Annotated in this window: 14 protein-coding genes; 8 read left to right on the top strand and 6 right to left on the bottom strand. The window is 40.3% G+C overall.

Going from position 1 to position 16,861, the window contains the following annotated elements:
• Positions 1–39 precede the first annotated feature (39 nt).
• Entirely contained in the window at positions 40–993 is a 954-nt protein-coding gene (locus tag ACXAD1_RS15080; RefSeq protein WP_474910490.1) for a formylglycine-generating enzyme family protein, read from the bottom strand.
• A gap of 210 nt (positions 994–1,203) precedes the next feature.
• Between ACXAD1_RS15080 and ACXAD1_RS15075 the strand changes: the two genes are divergently transcribed.
• A complete protein-coding gene (locus tag ACXAD1_RS15075) occupies positions 1,204–2,751 on the top strand; it encodes a fatty acid--CoA ligase family protein (protein ID WP_474910489.1) in 1,548 nt (515 codons plus the stop codon).
• A 342-nt stretch (positions 2,752–3,093) separates the two neighbouring features.
• On the opposite strand, the gene ACXAD1_RS15070 is transcribed toward ACXAD1_RS15075, so the two are convergent.
• On the bottom strand, positions 3,094–3,942 hold the full coding sequence (locus ACXAD1_RS15070) for a sulfite exporter TauE/SafE family protein (protein WP_474910488.1): 849 nt from the start codon (positions 3,940–3,942) through the stop codon (positions 3,094–3,096).
• 364 nt (positions 3,943–4,306) lie between these two features.
• On the opposite strand from ACXAD1_RS15070, the gene ACXAD1_RS15065 reads away from it, so the two are divergent.
• The gene (locus tag ACXAD1_RS15065) at positions 4,307–5,197 is read left to right on the top strand and encodes a LysR family transcriptional regulator (RefSeq protein ID WP_474910487.1); all 891 of its coding nucleotides are present in this window, start codon (positions 4,307–4,309) and stop codon (positions 5,195–5,197) included.
• A 382-nt stretch (positions 5,198–5,579) separates the two neighbouring features.
• Here ACXAD1_RS15065 and ACXAD1_RS15060 read toward each other — a convergent pair whose 3' ends face one another.
• Positions 5,580–6,440 (bottom strand): YitT family protein, encoded by an 861-nt coding sequence (locus tag ACXAD1_RS15060; RefSeq protein ID WP_206843974.1) that lies wholly within the window; start codon positions 6,438–6,440, stop codon positions 5,580–5,582.
• A gap of 157 nt (positions 6,441–6,597) precedes the next feature.
• Here ACXAD1_RS15060 and ACXAD1_RS15055 point away from each other — a divergent pair, with 157 nt between their 5' ends.
• Positions 6,598–7,101: an NUDIX domain-containing protein gene (locus tag ACXAD1_RS15055; protein ID WP_474910486.1), complete on the top strand. Its 504-nt coding sequence runs from the start codon at positions 6,598–6,600 to the stop codon at positions 7,099–7,101.
• A 30-nt stretch (positions 7,102–7,131) separates the two neighbouring features.
• On the opposite strand, the gene ACXAD1_RS15050 is transcribed toward ACXAD1_RS15055, so the two are convergent.
• Positions 7,132–8,151: a DUF3231 family protein gene (locus ACXAD1_RS15050; RefSeq protein WP_206843629.1), complete on the bottom strand. Its 1,020-nt coding sequence runs from the start codon at positions 8,149–8,151 to the stop codon at positions 7,132–7,134.
• Positions 8,152–8,275: 124 nt separating this feature from the next.
• On the opposite strand from ACXAD1_RS15050, the gene ACXAD1_RS15045 reads away from it, so the two are divergent.
• Positions 8,276–8,809: a P-loop NTPase family protein gene (locus ACXAD1_RS15045; RefSeq protein ID WP_474910485.1), complete on the top strand. Its 534-nt coding sequence runs from the start codon at positions 8,276–8,278 to the stop codon at positions 8,807–8,809.
• A gap of 30 nt (positions 8,810–8,839) precedes the next feature.
• Here the strand turns inward: ACXAD1_RS15045 and ACXAD1_RS15040 are convergent, their stop codons facing one another.
• On the bottom strand, positions 8,840–10,888 hold the full coding sequence (locus ACXAD1_RS15040; RefSeq protein WP_474910484.1) for a molybdopterin-dependent oxidoreductase: 2,049 nt from the start codon (positions 10,886–10,888) through the stop codon (positions 8,840–8,842).
• 199 nt (positions 10,889–11,087) lie between these two features.
• Here ACXAD1_RS15040 and ACXAD1_RS15035 point away from each other — a divergent pair, with 199 nt between their 5' ends.
• From ACXAD1_RS15035 to ACXAD1_RS15020, 4 genes are all read left to right on the top strand, one after another.
• Positions 11,088–11,768, top strand: a complete 681-nt coding sequence (locus tag ACXAD1_RS15035) for a response regulator (RefSeq protein WP_206843636.1) — start codon at positions 11,088–11,090, stop codon at positions 11,766–11,768.
• Positions 11,769–11,906: 138 nt separating this feature from the next.
• Positions 11,907–13,421, top strand: coding sequence for a helix-turn-helix domain-containing protein (locus ACXAD1_RS15030; protein ID WP_474910483.1), 1,515 nt, complete (start codon positions 11,907–11,909; stop codon positions 13,419–13,421).
• A gap of 139 nt (positions 13,422–13,560) precedes the next feature.
• Positions 13,561–14,328 (top strand): hypothetical protein, encoded by a 768-nt coding sequence (locus tag ACXAD1_RS15025; RefSeq protein WP_474910482.1) that lies wholly within the window; start codon positions 13,561–13,563, stop codon positions 14,326–14,328.
• Between the two features lie 145 nt (positions 14,329–14,473).
• Positions 14,474–15,535 (top strand): SDR family NAD(P)-dependent oxidoreductase, encoded by a 1,062-nt coding sequence (locus ACXAD1_RS15020; RefSeq protein ID WP_474910481.1) that lies wholly within the window; start codon positions 14,474–14,476, stop codon positions 15,533–15,535.
• A gap of 39 nt (positions 15,536–15,574) precedes the next feature.
• Here ACXAD1_RS15020 and ACXAD1_RS15015 read toward each other — a convergent pair whose 3' ends face one another.
• Positions 15,575–16,687: an aromatic acid exporter family protein gene (locus ACXAD1_RS15015; RefSeq protein WP_474910480.1), complete on the bottom strand. Its 1,113-nt coding sequence runs from the start codon at positions 16,685–16,687 to the stop codon at positions 15,575–15,577.
• Between the last annotated feature and the right edge of the window lie 174 nt (positions 16,688–16,861).

Genomic DNA, 16,861 nt, shown 5'->3' with positions numbered 1-16,861 from the left:
TGGTTTAGACAAGATCTTTGCACTGCGAATATAGCACTATCATATATCTCCAGCACAGCGAAATCCCATATTTCCAGTTGAACTGTCCGGTGTATTGGAGCTGCGTGCAGCTAATCTATAACGGTTGCAGTAAGTTTCATGACATAAATAAGAACCGCCTTTTATAACCTTTGCAGTACCAAAGGGGGGACCATTGGGATTATTTCTAGGTCCATTTATATGGAAAGCTGGACTAAACCAATCGGAGCACCATTCCCAAACATTTCCTGATGTGTTGTATAACCCGTATCGATTTGGTGGAAATGATCGTGCTGGAGCTGTTCCTTTATACCCATCCAATGCTGAATTATGGCTTGGGAATTGGCCTTGCCAAATATTTGATAAGCATTTTCCATCCGGGTACAATTCATCTCCCCATGGGAAATTTTTTTGGACCAGTCCTCCTCTAGCGGCGTACTCCCACTCTGCTTCAGTCGGCAGCCTTTTACCTGCCCATTTACAAAAAGCCTCTGCATCGTTCCAAGATACATGAACAACTGGGTGATCCCGCCGATTTCCAATTGCAGAATCAGGTCCTTCAGGGTTTCTCCAATTAGCTCCTTCAACAACTAGCCACCAGGGCGTCTGCTGCACAACCTGTGTTACCTTATTACGTGTTTCATCAGAAGCAAATGAGAGGAAGACAAAAGACCATCCGTACAATTCTGCATCAGTTTTATAGCCAGTTTCTCTTACAAAAACATCAAATTGAGCATTAGTTACGGTATATGCATCAATATAAAAAGGATTAACATGTACTTTGCGTACCGGTCCTTCACCATCTGCTGGGTATCCCTGGTCATTTGTGCCCATCAAAAATTCTCCTCCAGGAAGATAGATCATATCTTTAATGACTTTATTATTCCTAATTAAATCGTTGCTGCTTTCTTTTGGAGACATCTTTGTTTTTTTTATGCTTGGGGTGCAGCATCCGCTATCTTGTATTAGTTTCATTCCTATTTTTCACCTCTATTAAATAAGTTAGAGAAAATATTACCTGAAGGACCTTACTAAATTCATACAACAAGGTACTTTGTTTCTATTAAAATATTAATTTGTTCTGAATTATCTGTACCTTGTAAGATTTCAGTAATACTCCGCTCTTATTGTTAAGGAGAAAAACAGATATTTTTTTAAATAACATTTTTGAAAGGAAGTTAAACTATGAACCTTGTACATTCTTTAATTGAAACAGCAAAGTCACACGGTGACAGGACTGCCTTTATTTATGAGGAGAAAGAAACCACATATCAGCAGTTTCTTGATGCTGTTACGAAGTTTGCATCTGGCTTACATAAGATCGGTGTGAAGCAAGGGGATCATGTTGCTTTATTAGTTGGGAATTCTCCAGAATTTATTATTGGATTGCATGGGGCATTGAGGGCAGGTGCAACGGTTATACCTATCAATCCTATTTATACTCCCGACGAAATTACCTATATTATTAAAAATGGTGATGTGAAAGCCGTAATTACATTGGATACGCTTCTTCCTGTTATGGAGCATGTCATGAATACTGTACCAGCCGTTGAACAAATTATTGTATGTGCAGCTTCTCAAGGGGGAGCAGCTGTGAAGAATAATAAAATCAAAAAATTTAAAGAGGTTTTAATGTCAGGTGATCTCGAATTGCCGTTGCCTATTATTCATAAAGATCAAACCGCAGTTATTTTATATACATCCGGAACGACAGGAAAGCCAAAAGGTGCAATGCTCACACATTATAATTTATATAGCAACGCAAGAGACCTTCTATCTTTTTTAGAAATCTCCAAAAATGATCATATCATTGCCGTACTTCCGATGTTCCACGTGTTCTGTTTAACTGTAGCCATAAATGCTCCGATTATTTGCGGTGCGACAATTTTAATTATACCGAAGTTTATTCCTTCAGAAGTGTTCCGTATTTCCCGTAACTATAAAGCAACAGTATTTGCCGGAGTTCCGACAATGTACAATTTCTTACTTCATTATCCAGAGGCTGATCCTTCAGATTTGCAAAGTCTTCGTCTTTGTGTTTCTGGGGGGGCATCGATGCCTATTACCTTATTGGAGAACTTTGAAAAAAGATATAATGTGCAAATTTCAGAAGGCTATGGTTTATCTGAGGCTTCTCCAGTGACATGCTTCAATCCGCTGGACCGTCTAAGAAAGCCAGGTTCAGTCGGGACAAGCATAATTAATGTAGAAAATAAAGTAGTAAATGAGCATGGAGAAGCCATCGCCGCTGGGGAGATAGGGGAGTTGATTGTTCGAGGTCCGAATGTCATGAAAGGGTATTACAAAATGCCCGAAGAAACAGCTTCTGCGATTCAGGATGGCTGGTTATACACAGGAGACCTGGCAAAAATGGATGATGATGGCTATTTTTACATTGTCGATCGTAAGAAAGATCTTGTAATAGTTGGGGGATATAACGTTTATCCCCGAGAGGTTGAAGAGGTATTATACAGTCACTCTTCCGTAGTTGAAGCAGCAGTAATTGGAGTGCCAGATGAAGATTATGGCGAGGCATTAAAAGCGTATGTTGTCCGTAAAGATCCATCTCTTTCAGAAGAAGAGCTGAAAGGTTTTTGCAGGGAGCATTTAGCCAAATATAAAGTACCATCTGGAATAGAGTTTTTAGATGAACTGCCCAAGAATACGACTGGAAAAATTCTTAAGCGTGCATTGAGACAATCATTGAAATCGAAGGATATGCAGCAGACGTAACAGTTGCTTAACTTTAAGTTTAAAGGAGATATAATAACCCCCACTGATGGTGTTGAGGTGATTAGTTGCAGAAAGCGGTCTTTGTTTTAGTATTGGGTTTAAGAACTTAATATTAGCTTTTGTCTCATTTGTTCGGAGTATATTTTCTTTGGAAAATCTTATGAAGTGAAGCTAGTGGATGCAAGAGTTGAATATCCATTGAGGATCTTCAGCTCTTTTTTTCATATTCGACAAACGGGGCAGTCTTCCTTAATGAAGAGATTTGAGGTTTAAAACAAAAAGAGCCCTCTTAGGTTTCATCACCATTTTCTAGGGCTTAAATCGGATGGAACGGGTACTGCCTCAGCTAAAAAACATTCGAACCCCGATTATAACTAATAATATTGAGAGCATTTGCATAATAACCTTTCCATTCATATGTTGGGCAAGGATGACCCCAAGTTGTGACCCGATGATTACCCCGATCCCGCCGAATAGTATAGTTAGCCAGTCAAAGCTGTTATAAAACAACTGAGAAGCAACACCTCCCGAAGAGTATAGGCATAAAGAAAAGATCGATGTTGCAGTTGCATGGTGAGCGGGCAGCTTAAATATGTAAATGAAAATTGGAACCAGTAGCCAGCCTCCCCCAATTCCTAGATAACTTGAAAGAACTCCAATGATAAATCCGAGTAAAATTAACCATATGTTTATTGAAACGTGGCCTTTCTTAAAAGGTATCATTTCTCCTTTATGAGTGACGAATTCGGTCGTGTCAGGCTTTACACTTTCACTTGAAGCGCAGGGGTCCTTTTCCGCAGCGGCCAGTTGATTCTTTGCTTTTCCTTCAAAAGGAGAGTTTTTTGTTAGCAAAAAGATACCGAGTGTGACCAGCATAGTGGCAAACACAACATAGAAGTATTGGGAGGAATAAGCTTGCAGTAACCAAACACCTAATAAAGAACCTGGAATAGCGCTGATACCTATAATAAGCCCAGTTCTGTATTGAATCAATCCTTGTCTGGAATACCCGATGACTCCAGAAAGCGAATTTATGAGTACAATGACCAAACCAGCACCTGCTGCCAACACGGGGTTCATATCTAGGATAAGCAATAAAGCAGGGACAAAGATAAAACCGCCCCCTGCACCGACGATGGTACCGTAACCACCTGCAATAATCCCTATTAAAAGCAGTAATAATTCTGTCATTCTATCCCTATTTCCTCCTCTCGGAATACTACTCAGCTACATTTTCCCAGACAGGATGACCGGTGTAAAATGAATATAATTAATAGGGTATAACGAAAGGGTATAGCCCTTTCAAGTTGAATTTTTGTATATCTTAAAGAAGATGGCCAAAAGTTAACTGTCCGCAATGTCCTGCTAATGGACCTCAAAGTTGATATTCGAGATTCACATCTTTTCAAAAGTCCTATTTCATACGTTACTGGATAGTCGTGTGCAGCACTAATTCAATTGAGCTGCAGGGAACCTAGAAAATCTCAGTGTAATCAATGCATGAAAAATGCCAATTGGAAATTCAAAAATTAAAGAAAAGAATTAGGTGGATCAGATGAATATAGAGAGTTTAAGAATGTTCTGCCGGGTAGTGGACGAGGGAAGTATCAGTAAAGCAGCCCGTTTAAGCTTTGTATCACAGCCTGCTGTTACAAAGCAAATTCGACAATTAGAAAACAGGTATGGAACCTTATTATTTGACCGAATGAATGGGAAAATGACATTGTCAAAGGCAGGTGAAGTTCTTTACTCTTACGCAAAAGATATCATAGAAGCTGATAATACTTCTTTTCAAGCCATTAAGGAGATACTAGGGGAGCATGATAATGAGATCCAGGTGGGAGCAAGCCCTGCCATTGGTGATTATTTACTACCTGGGATGTTGGGAGCATTTAAAAAGCATCATCAAGAAATGAATTTTCGATTGTGGGTCGGTAATACGCCATATATACTATCGAAATTAGAGGAAAATGTGATAGATATAGCACTTGTTGAGAGTGTTGTAAAAGACCCAAAATATAAAGTGCAAAAATTTGCAGAAGATGACCTTATCCTAGTTACTTCTCATCATCACCGGTGGCAAAGGAAGGAGTTTATCGAAGTAGATGAACTGAAAGAAGAAAAGATTATATGGAGGGAAAAAAACTCTGGGACTAGGGAATTAGTTGAACATGCACTGAGGGAATACATGATGCTGGAACAAATGGATCATGCGATGGAACTTGGCAGTATTCAATCCATAAAAAGCGCAGTGGAAGCTGAATTAGGGATTAGTATCCTCCCCAGAATAACGGTCTTAAAGGAATTAAAATACAATGTTCTCAGGGAAGTTAAAATAAAAGACCTCAACATAAAGAGAGCACTATGGATTGTTCAGAAGAAGCGGCGTTATAAAAAGTCTGCAGAAATTTATTTTGAACAATTCTTACAAAGCAGAATCTTATAGACTCTTAAAAAGGGTTCCCTGCCATATTTGCGAATCGCAAAGAAACGATTGCTAGACGCAAAAGAAAAGCATTTTACGCGTTAGACGACCAAAAGGGAGCTGAAAAAAGTTTCGATGCAGAGAGTGCTTTGCTACGAATAAGCCGCTTCATAATAAAATTGAAAGATACAGACTTATTCGAAGCAAAGCATACCCGCCTTTACCGTTGTCGTAAGAACAACATTTTGAAGGGGATTTACACTCATAAACGAATAAAAGCAAAATCAAAAGACCTAAGTCCATTGAAGTACCGAACTTAGGTCTTGGAATCTGTTTAACCTTTAATGTCTAATTTTATTGGGTCAGAACAATTGATTAGGAGGCTGCTTTTCTCATTTCATATTTAATGCCCTGTACCCTTGTCAAAGTTGCTGCCGCTGACATCGGCAATATTTTCTATAGCCACTAATGCATTCGGGTCGATATCTTCCACAATCGAACGGAGCGTAGATAATTCAATCCGTGTTACGATGGTATAAATGATTTTTTTCGGTTCTCCGGTAAAAACACCCTGGCCCTGAATATAGGTCATTCCCCGCCCCAATTGCTTCAGGAGCTCGGCAGAGATTTCTTCAGGCAGATCAGAAATGATCGTAACCGACTTCAGCTCTTCCATACCTTCCACAACGATATCAATCATTTTATAAGCAATATAATAGGTGATAATGGAGTACATGGCTGTTTCCCAGCTGAAAACGAGGAAGGCCGCAAGAATAAATATAAATACGTTGACAATCATGATAAATTGGCCTACAGACACCGGTCGCTTCTTGCTGACCAGGATGGCGATAATTTCTGATCCATCCAAAGCACCGCCAGTTCTGATCACAAGGCCGACCCCTGTACCGAGAATGACAGCGCCAATGACTGTGGCTAAAAATAAATCATTGGTTACCGGCTCAAAATGGTGCAGGTAAGCGGTACTGGCAGATAAAACTATAACACCATATAACGTATGTATCGTAAATTTCATTCCTATTTTACGGAAGCCAATATAGAGAAATGGCAGATTTAGAACAATCAGGAATATACTCATGGTCATCCCGGTCAGTTCAGCAGCGATAATGGAAAGACCGATAACCCCGCCATCTAGAATATTATTGGGAACGAGGAAAAACTCAAGTCCTGCCGCTGCAATCACCGCACCTATCGTGATCATGATGAGCTGTCTAATCTCTTTTAATACCCTTTTTTTCTTTGTCATTGCCAATATGATCAAGCCCTTCTTTATTAAATACTTTCATATTATAGCACTTGTTTAGAAAAATCTTTAAGCAGGAACCACTTTACTGCAAAAAAAAGGAAATAAATACCTAAATGTTGAATGTAATTAATCGGATTAAAAAAAGCGAGGTAAATATATGACTGCTGTTTATGTGGATTGGGGCGGAGCAAGGATAAAATTAACCTGGAAGGAGGCAGCATTTCCTCCAGATAGAGAATTTATAACCAGCGCCCATGGGTTTTGCTTTTTAGAAGGAAAGGTTTTATTAGTGAATTTGCAGGACCGTGGGTGGGATATTCCCGGAGGACACATTGAAAAAGGTGAAAGCCCAGAACATTGTTTTAAGAGAGAAGCTAAGGAAGAAGGTTATGTGGAAGGGCAGTGCACGCAATTGGGATATATTATTGTGGACCATACCGAGAATCTGCTGTGGAATGAAAGAAGTGTATATCCCAAAATAGGCTATCAAGTATTTTATCATATGAATATAGAAAGGATGCTCGACTTTGAAGCCCGGTACGAGTCATCAGAAAGGATGCTGGTCGATCCTCTGCAAATAGCTGATTTTTCCAAGGGATGGCATGAAACACTTGCTCAGGCTTTGAAGGCAGCAATGAAAAGATTATTTGGTGAACCATAAGGAAAAAGAGCAGGCCTGCTCCTTTTTCCATCATGATCCGTTTTTATTCTGAGCCAACTTTTTTCGGTCTTTTGTGCCGGGCGGCTTTTCCATCCAATGATTTTTAATCATAATGTCTGCTCCCGTTTTGGCATATTTGGCAATTTCAATGGACAAGCGTTCATAATTCATGGCCAGATCGCTGCGCTGGCTGGCAGCTGCTGCCGTCGCATAATTTCCGGTTCCCGCTGCACTGATTAAACTCATATGGAACATTATCAGCTTATCTGAAAAAGTCTGTGTAACCGAATTGCTGACACTGACATCAGGCAGACGTGGGGTTGGAATATCATTTTGCAGCAGAATATCTGTAAAGATTTTAATATGTTTATTAGCTATTTCCGCACCTCTGAGCATAAAATCTGAAACCTCTTTTACTGGTGAGGTCTGAGCAAAACTGAGGCTTAAGTTTACCCCCATGGCATTGGTCATGACATTCATATATAGATGTGATATTTCTATAGCATTTAATGGTCTTTTATTGGACAAAGGATTCAGCCCGCTTAAATAACTCTTACTGTCTATATATTCAGTCATAGGGGGTGTTTCAATAGAAGGGTGCCTTGCCAGCAGGCCTTTGGTAAGGGCAATCCGGGTTGACTTATTATATAGAACGGAAGTTTCATGAAGCCCATTTGTAAAGTAGTCACATATGTCTTCCCGTGAACTCATAGAGAGAAAGCCGCCATAAGAAATAAGACCTGTCCGAGCCATATGGTTTATATACGTTAAACAGAAAATATCAGAAAAGAGCCATGGGGCAGACATCATGACATCGTTATCAGAAAAACCATTTGGCACCGGCAGCTCACTCTGCTGAAAGAACCTGGCAAGTTTTTTTAAATGGGTGACGGTCAAATCATATGCGTATTGGACTGCTCCTTTAATTTCTTTGTCCTTCAGATCTTTAAGCATAAACCCTAAAATGCACTTAGCCATGCTGTCATTCATATAGGAAGTCCATAAAGATGCAATTTCAGCTGCTGTGAGCCGTGTCTTATTCTTCTGCATTGGATTGCCTCCATCTTACGATTAATAACTATGATTGATATTTTTTCCTTTAATGTGGTTCTTATTCTTATTTGTAAAGACTGGATTAAGAATCAAGATCAGCTTTGGAAAGGAGTCTGATTATTTGAAAAGAATTATGGTGATTGGGATTTCAGCAGGCGCAGGAAAATCAACATTTGCCAGAAAATTGGGTGAGAAAACAGGCATTGAGGTACATCATCTGGATGCTGTATTCTGGAAGCCCGGCTGGGTGGAAAGCGGACTTCAGGAATTTTCGGATGCACAGCGTGAACTTGTGAAAAAACAGCAGTGGATTATTGAAGGCAATTACAGCAATACTTTTGAAATCAGAGCAGCTGCGTGTGATACAGTCATATATATTGAACTTCCCCTGTATGTCTGCCTGTACAGGGTATTGAAGAGGTGGCTGACCAATCTTGGTAAAACACGGCCTGATATGGCAGCCGGGTGCAAAGAGAAAATGGACTGGAAATTTATAGAGTTCATTCTGACAACTTACGGATCCCGCAAAAAGAACATGGCTGAACGGCTTGACAGATTTGCAGCAGAAGGAAAAAAAGTTATAGTACTGAAAAATAAATCGGATATTGATTCATACATAGAAGATTTTGATGTTAAGACAAACAATGCTTCATAGAATACAAAAACCCCTGCATTTTTGCAGGGGTTATACTTTACTGATTTTCGAAATATTTACCCGGCCTGAAAAGAAGACGGCACCGCCGCCCATATCGGAAAGCCGGTCCGGAGTCAGCGAATTGACCTGATGTTTTGTTCCTGGAGCGTCTGCCCATATTCCCTGTGAAACAACAGTACCAGGAAGGACAAGGTTTCCAACTGCCGCTTTGAGTTCGCATTCCCCCCGTTCATTCCAAATTCGAATCAGTTCACCATTTTTTATTTCAGCAATTATAGCATCTCTTGTATTTATGTGAAGACGCGGTTCCTTCTCCATCGCTGCATGCTTTGTATTATTTGAAAAAGTTGAATTCAAAAAGTTATGGTTCGGTGCAGGCACAAACAGAAAAGGGAATTTATTTTCTTCCTTCAGCGGTATGTATACCGGCAGAGGAGGAAATCCATCATCTTTCATTCTCTGCGAGTATAATTCTATTTTTCCGCTGGGCGTTTGCAGCCTGCCAGGAAAAAGCGGTTTTACCCTCGCTTTGATAAACTTGTTTTTCTTAAGGGAGTCAGCATTGATTTCCCCAATAAAGGGGTTTGCTGGAAAATCTAATGCGGCATCCATCATTTCTTCTTCCGTTTCTTTAAATACAGCATCATGAAAGCCCATTCCTTCTGCAAGAAGCCGAAACACTTCGACATTAGATTTTGACTCGCCGTACGGTTCAATGACTGGCTCCTGAATTTGCATGTAATGGTGCCAATAGGAGGAATAGATATCCGTATTCTCAAAAGAAGAAGCCGACGGCAGTACAATATCAGCATACTTGGCCGTTTCGGTTAAGAACAGATCATGGACAACAAGGAACAGATCCTCCCTCAGCAGCCCTTGACGTACTTTATTCCCTTCTGGTGCAACAACAGCAGGGTTGGTTCCATAGACGTACATAGATTTAATCGGTTTTTCCTGTTCAAGCAGTGCCGAACCAATCCTATTCATATTAATGATGCGTGTATCCTTTTTGTGCAGGAGGTCAGGCCTTTGAAGAGCTCCAGTATTAAAAGCGAGAAAGCCGGAGTTTCCCTTAATGGCACCGCCGCCTTTTAAGAGCCAGTGGCCTGTAATGGCAGGCAGACATGAAATGGTGCGGATGCACATTCCGCCATTGTCGTGATGCTGTGGCCCGTTGCCGATTCGGATAAAAGCAGGGGAAGCCTTTCCATACATACGGGCTAATTTATAAATATCATTTTTCGGCACACCTGTTATGCCTGCTACTGTTTCAGGATCATAATCCTTCACATGTTCACGAAGTTCCTGGTGGCCAACCGTGTACTTTTTCAGAAAGTTCTCATCCGCCAAATTTTCGGCAAACAAGACATGCATCATGCCAAGGGCCAGAGCAGCATCAGTGCCGGGAGTGATAGGTATAAACCAGTCGGCCATTTTGCCAGTCTGGTTTTTATGGACGTCAATCACGACGATTTTCGCACCGCTTTTTCTTGCTTTTTGTGCGAGAACCATTTGATGCATGTTCGTGCTGACTGCATTAATGCCCCATAGAATAATGAGCTTTGAATGGATGGTATCCTCCGGATCTATTCCAAAGCTCCCGCCCATTGTATATGTATATCCAGCAGTACCGGCAGATTGACAAATCGTCCTGTCAAGGCGTGTCGCTCCGAGTTTATGGAAGAAACGACGGTCCATTCCTTCTGCGTTTAATCTGCCCATATTTCCGTAGAAACTATATGGCAGGATGCTTTCAGGGCCATTCTTGACAATTAGGTCCTTCCACCTGGAGGTGATCGTTTCTATCGCCTCTTTCCACCCAATCCGTACAAAGTGGCCATCACCTTTGGTGCCAGCTCGCTTCATTGGATATTTGAGCCGATTTTTATCATAGATCCTTGATGGCATGTTGCGGACCTTATTGCAAATATTTCCCTGTGTTACGGGATGACTGGGATCTCCTTCAATTTTTACGATTTTTCCTTCTTTTTTATGAACGAGAAGGCCGCATTGATCGGGGCAATCCAAGGAGCACACGGATGGGAAAACACCATTTAAGGATTTGCTGTAAGAGTTCATGTCCACATACTCCTTCCTCATTGTATTTCGATCATAACATAAAATTCAGTTTATTTGATGGCCGTCTGAAGGCATCCAGCAAATTTCTATAATGAAACACCAAACCTCATATTTGAAACTATGCTTTGAAAAAACTTATGTAAAATAGGTTTGATAGATACGATTGGTTCAGAATACATCCGAGCAGGTGAACAGGGAAATGGCGCTAAAAATTGCGATTGTAGATGATCATAAGCTCTTCAGAGAAGGGGTCAAACGGATACTGGAAATGGAAGAGGACCTTGAAATAGTTGCTGAAGGGGCAGATGGCCGTGATGCTCTCATTATAGATAAGAATTATAAGCCTGACGTTATGATTATGGATATCGATATGCCTAATATGAATGGCATCAAAGCAACGGATAAGCTGAATGAAAACAAATCAAAAAGCAAGATCATTATTTTATCTTTTTACGATGATGAAAATTATGTCACGAGGGTGCTTCAGAATGGTGCAGCCGGATACCTGCTTAAGGATATTGGTGCAAAAGGGTTAATCGAAGCCATCAGGATCGTTGCAAGCGGCGGCAGTTATCTGGATCCCAAGGTTACGCAAAATATTATTAAGGAATACAAAAGACTTACAGAAATGAATTCACGCAGCAATCATGCTTCAAGTCAGAACTATCAGCGCCCTCTGCATATATTGACTCGCCGCGAATGCGAGGTGCTGCAGCTGCTGGCTGATGGGAATAGCAATACTGGCATCAGTAAAGCACTTTTCATTAGCGATAAAACGGTTAAAAATCATGTAAGCAGCATTTTGAGAAAGATAAAAGTTCATGATCGGACACAGGCTGTCCTTCTTGCCATCAAAAAGGGCTGGGTCAGAATCAGTTAGAGCCAATGATGTAATTTCAAAATTAAGGCATGTTCTCCTGAGCATGTCTTTTTTCTCGTTGAGCAGCAATAATGGATGAGTAAGCAGAGACGGTAATAGAAAAGATAACTTTGAAGAGCTTGAAAGTTAGGTGATAAAATGAATCGGTTTTATAAACGCTATTCAGATTTAATCTTTCATTTGCTCAGTGAAAATACATGGATCAGTTTAGCTCAGCTGGCAGAACGAACAGGTTTTTCAAAAAGCACGATATGGCGTGATCTGGAATTCCTGGACACTATACTGCCGGAGGATTGGAAGCTGGAAAGGCATGAGGCTTTTGGCGTTAGGCTAAGAAAACCTGAAAGCGGGACTCTGGAGAGCATTTTAAGAGAAATTCGCGATAAGAATACTTATTTCCATACGTTAAAGCTGATTTTATTAAGCGATGGAATAGATATTTCTCTGATATCCAATGAGGTGCATATAAGCCGTTCGACCGCATACCGCCACATTGAAAAGCTTCAGGAGGTTCTTCAGGAATCACAGCTCACTTTAACTTCGAGTCCTTTCAAAGTAATCGGTGATGAAAGAAATATCAGGCGTTTTATCATGCAATACTTAGATTTAATGAGCTTTAAACCGGAAGCTGAGAAGGATTGGCTGTATTCCGGGGATTTTCAGTCGGCGTTGCTGGAGCAGACCTCGAGCTATTCGATGACTCTCCGGACAGGAGCCGTTCAACGCCTCAAAATGATCTTATATATTTCAAACCTGCGTATGTCTATGGGCTATTTTGTTTCATTTCCAAAAACTTTGGTGGATGCATATAAGGAAAGTAAATTTTTTCTATCTGCTAAGGAAATAGTGCATTTTATGCCTAAAGCCAATATTCCTTCCAGGGAAACACAGCTCCAGGAAATACTTTTCTTTGCCATTTATTTAATGAGTGAGGAAAGGCCGACGAATAGATCGGAGCATCTGCGTTATCTCCGCAGGAGAAGGATAGGCGAAAGGGAACATCCTTTTTCTGTCTACTTAGAAGACCTTTCGAATATTGCTGGCTTCAATTTAACAGATGATGATATCTTTCTATTTCACATTTACCAGACATTCAAGAGAATTTATCTTGAAAAAGAATTAAATACCGAAACACTCCATAGCTCAATGATGCAATATCTTCCATATTATGAGACTAATCCACTTTTCAAAACAATAGAGGACCTGGGAGTCAAAACATTCTCGAAAGTCCCCCTTATTTTTAAAAAGCTGGATGTTCTTGAAATCTTTACTCTTCTCCAGGCTGCTATTCTGCGAAAGAGGAATAGGCATGTAATACAAGCTGCGCTTGTATGCCGGACATATTATGAAAAAGATTATATTAGGGAAGTGCTAAAATATCATTTTGGAAAACAGCTTTCTATATCAACGCTTGATTCATCAAGCATCGATTTAATATCAGAATATGAAGAGTTTGATCTGGTCATATCAACCGATTTTGATCATTCTTCCAAGCTTAAAGGGGATCTGCCGGCCATAAATGTTTCTGCATTTCCGACAGGATCAGAGCTTATGGAAATCAGGCAATTCATTCATGATCATTTTTTAAAACAAATGGACCTTGACGAAGAGATGATCTATCCCTATGAAAAGCAGGATGAGACATACAAATAAGGAGACGCCTTCAAGCTGGAGGTGTTTTTTTATTTATTTTTTAAAACCTGTTGAATTTGATAATCATTATCAATTAAAATAAAATTAGATGATAATCGTTTTATTACATACACAGTTTTGATTTTAAGGAGGCGAGGAGTTGATCAAAAACCCTCAAGTATCCGTCCGCACAATGACTGACCAGAACTTAACCGACTTTATCCGGTGTCCCTATAAATTTTATTACACACATATTGAAAAGAAAAAACATCCTCTCGGCTGGCGTCAGGCCATTCAGCATATTATCAATAAGGTCGTTTCATCCTATTTTCAGCTGCCGCAAAGCCATCGGACCCCTGCAAATGTGCTGATGCTTATCGATCAATATTGGGGAAGGCTGGAGTTGCGCATGTTTGATTCCCAGCTCCAATATTATATGGCTGCAGCTGCCGTAACAGATGGATTAATGAGAAACTTAAGCAGTGAATCTGAAATAGCTCAGCCGCTGTTTTTGTATGAAAAGTTTAAAATGAATCTTAAAGAGCTGAATGCAGATCTTTCTTTAACTTTTGATGTCGCTGAATGGCAGCAGGATTCTTTTATAGTGAAGAAATTCCTGGTGGATGCTGACGAGCAAATGCTTGAACTTTATTGTCATTTAACAGTGGTTTTTTCAGAAAAGGTATTTGGAATAAGGCCGGCCAGAATTGAAATCGTGACATTAATGGATGGTGAGAAGCATGTATTCACTCCAAATAAAGCTAGCCTGGAAGCGGGATTAAACTATCTTCAGATGCTGAAGACGCTTCTCGAAGACACAAAGCTGTTTTCGGATTTGTACAATATGAATGAGTGTCCAGCCTGTCCTTTTCAGGGACTCTGCGACAGGGATGAAAAGAATGAGAGAAAACAAAAATACTTATCCTAAAAAGGGCGCCTGGGGAAAACCAGGCGCTTCTGCTGTTTATGAACATCCAGAACCGGTTTAAGGTGAATGTATTTCCATTGCTTTTAAATGAATTTCCCGCTAAAGTTTTTACAGGGATGTTAGATAGAAAGGTTGCGATTCTTCTTTGAATATACTTATTACAGGTGCAAACGGTTTTTTAGGGAAAAAGCTTTCATTAAAGCTTTTGGAACAGGGGCATGAACTTTATTTATTAGTCAGGAGCAGAAAGCGGCTGGATGCCTTCATGCAAGGCGATGGAAGCGATTTTTCCAGACAGATTCATATATTGGAAGGCGATGTTACAGAAGAGCATCTTGGATTAAATAGAGAACTGGTGAATTCATTAAAAGGAAAGATGGATGCTTTATACCATAGTGCAGCACTTCTATCTTTTGATGAAAAGGATCGGGATAAGACTTTTAAAGTAAATGTCGGAGGAACAGCAAATGTTCTGAATTTTGCTTTGGAAATAAATTGTCCAAAAGTTTTATATATCAGTACCGCCTATACGGTTGGAACAGAGGTTTTGGGGGCGGAGGCTCTTTACTCTGAGGACAGGCGTTTTGTAAATCCCTATGAAGCTTCCAAGTGCGAGGCAGAACACCTCGCGTTTACATTCCGGGATAAACTGGATATTGTAATTCTCCGTCCCGGTATTATCATCGGTGATTCCAGAACAGGTGAAGCTGATACAAACTTCGGCTTATATGGATTTCTAAAAGGCATCAAGATCTTAAAAAAGCGGGCCATCCGAAGACAAGACGGCCAAAGCTGCAGAATCTATCTTGATCCTGACGTTGCCCAGAATTTTGTGCCAGTGAATTATGTAATAGATACACTGAATGCCGCCTTGATTTATGCAGAAAATGGCGGGATTTTCAACATTACAAATCCAAATCCGCCTCTGCAGTCAGATGTGTACGAAATAGTAAAAGAGGTCCTGGATTTTCCGCAATTGGAAATGTGTGTCCCTGGATCATCTGCAGAAATGACGAACGAGGAAAAGGCTTTTCATGATTCAATGAGCATTTTCCACAGTTATTTCCAGCGGACCATTGATTTTCCATCAGACAATACTGAAAAGCTGCTGGCAGATGCAGGGGTTCCCATGCTGCAAATGGACCGAGATGTTTTAACAAGAATAATAGCAGGATATTTGCTCGATAAAGCGAGTATATCTTCCTGACGAAAGAAAAGACCGGGGATTTGAATTCCCGGTCTTCATTTATTCATTCATGCCTGTTCCCCTCATTTTATGGGCATCTGCTTCAAGTGGAGCTTTTAAAAGCTTCCGGTGCTTAATTTCCATAGCCTGGATTTGTTTTAATTCCTCAATTAAGTCATGGATGGAGAGAATCTCATATAGAATGGCTGTTTCAGGCTGGACATGGTGGTGTGTGCGGGGTTTTAAACCGCCCGCAGGGTTCAGCTGTTTTTGCTCAATAAACCACTGTGTTACTTCGCTGATTTTTTTATGATGGCTTTCTGTAATAAAAAATCCCGGGTCATACAGGCTGTCTTTTATATCCTCAAGAACAGCAGCGCCAGTCTTTTTCCTGTCCTCCTCCAGCTCCGGCAGGCCAGCCGGCAGAAAGATCAAGTTTCCCACGTGATAGGTAATCTGCCTTAAAACAGTCAGTTTTTTATATTCATAATGAAAGTCGCGCATATCCTCACGGCTAAATCGGTGATACCTATATTCAGCCTTTTGATAATGGCATAAAGTTTCCGTTTTATCGATATCTTTAATAAGTCTTTGAAATTCTGAACGGACAGTGCCATCAGATCCCTGTGAATAAAAAATTTCAAGGCCTCTTTTATGTAAAATGTCACCGGATCGTCTGTAAAGGGCATGTATGTTTTTTATGATTGATTTTGAGTAATTGGGAGGCATGACAAAAAAGTTAACTGCTGTGGAAACGACAATTCCGGTAGTGGTAGTCCCCAATCGAATGAGAAAAGAGGACAGATAATGGTCCTGTACCGTTGAAATCATTGCGACACCCGTCAATGTAGCCACAAGCATTCCATCATGAAGCTTCAACTTATGGCAGACGATGATTGTCGCAAGCGATACGGAAGCATAACTGTACGGGCTGTCACCGAAAATGAACGTAAATAATACAGCAAATCCCGCACCAATGGCTGCCGCCGGAAACCTGACATATGCTTTCCGAATGGAGTCCGCAACAGTGGGCTCAATCGTAACGATGGCCGTAATCACAGCAAACATGGCTGGCCAATCCAGCATATGGCAAATAAAAGCTGTTATAAAAACAGCCAGTCCGGTTTTGGCTATTCTTCCCCCAATAAATTTATATGGAATAGTCTGTTTCATACATAATCCTTCTTTAAATCTGTGGTTTCAATATAAATTAATATTAGTGCAAGAAACCAATAAGAGCAAATGTGAATTTTCTGATAAAAAGAAAATATCCCGGTGACATGATCTGATAGTATGTTAAAATAGACAACTGTAAAGTAAAAATATTGAATATATATATAAGATTTT

It is taken from the genome of Cytobacillus sp. ABV4_503 (assembly GCF_056158445.1).
The sequence above is the reverse complement of the archived record's forward strand: the minus strand, read 5'-3'. Positions and strand labels throughout refer to the sequence as shown.

Coding starts and splice junctions, on each gene's coding strand:
- ACXAD1_RS15080 (WP_474910490.1), bottom strand. CDS start 993: ATGAAACTAATACAAGATAGCGGATGCTGCACCCCAAGCATAAAAAAA.
- ACXAD1_RS15075 (WP_474910489.1), top strand. CDS start 1,204: ATGAACCTTGTACATTCTTTAATTGAAACAGCAAAGTCACACGGTGAC.
- ACXAD1_RS15070 (WP_474910488.1), bottom strand. CDS start 3,942: ATGACAGAATTATTACTGCTTTTAATAGGGATTATTGCAGGTGGTTAC.
- ACXAD1_RS15065 (WP_474910487.1), top strand. CDS start 4,307: ATGAATATAGAGAGTTTAAGAATGTTCTGCCGGGTAGTGGACGAGGGA.
- ACXAD1_RS15060 (WP_206843974.1), bottom strand. CDS start 6,440: ATGACAAAGAAAAAAAGGGTATTAAAAGAGATTAGACAGCTCATCATG.
- ACXAD1_RS15055 (WP_474910486.1), top strand. CDS start 6,598: ATGACTGCTGTTTATGTGGATTGGGGCGGAGCAAGGATAAAATTAACC.
- ACXAD1_RS15050 (WP_206843629.1), bottom strand. CDS start 8,151: ATGCAGAAGAATAAGACACGGCTCACAGCAGCTGAAATTGCATCTTTA.
- ACXAD1_RS15040 (WP_474910484.1), bottom strand. CDS start 10,888: ATGAACTCTTACAGCAAATCCTTAAATGGTGTTTTCCCATCCGTGTGC.
- ACXAD1_RS15035 (WP_206843636.1), top strand. CDS start 11,088: ATGGCGCTAAAAATTGCGATTGTAGATGATCATAAGCTCTTCAGAGAA.
- ACXAD1_RS15030 (WP_474910483.1), top strand. CDS start 11,907: ATGAATCGGTTTTATAAACGCTATTCAGATTTAATCTTTCATTTGCTC.
- ACXAD1_RS15015 (WP_474910480.1), bottom strand. CDS start 16,687: ATGAAACAGACTATTCCATATAAATTTATTGGGGGAAGAATAGCCAAA.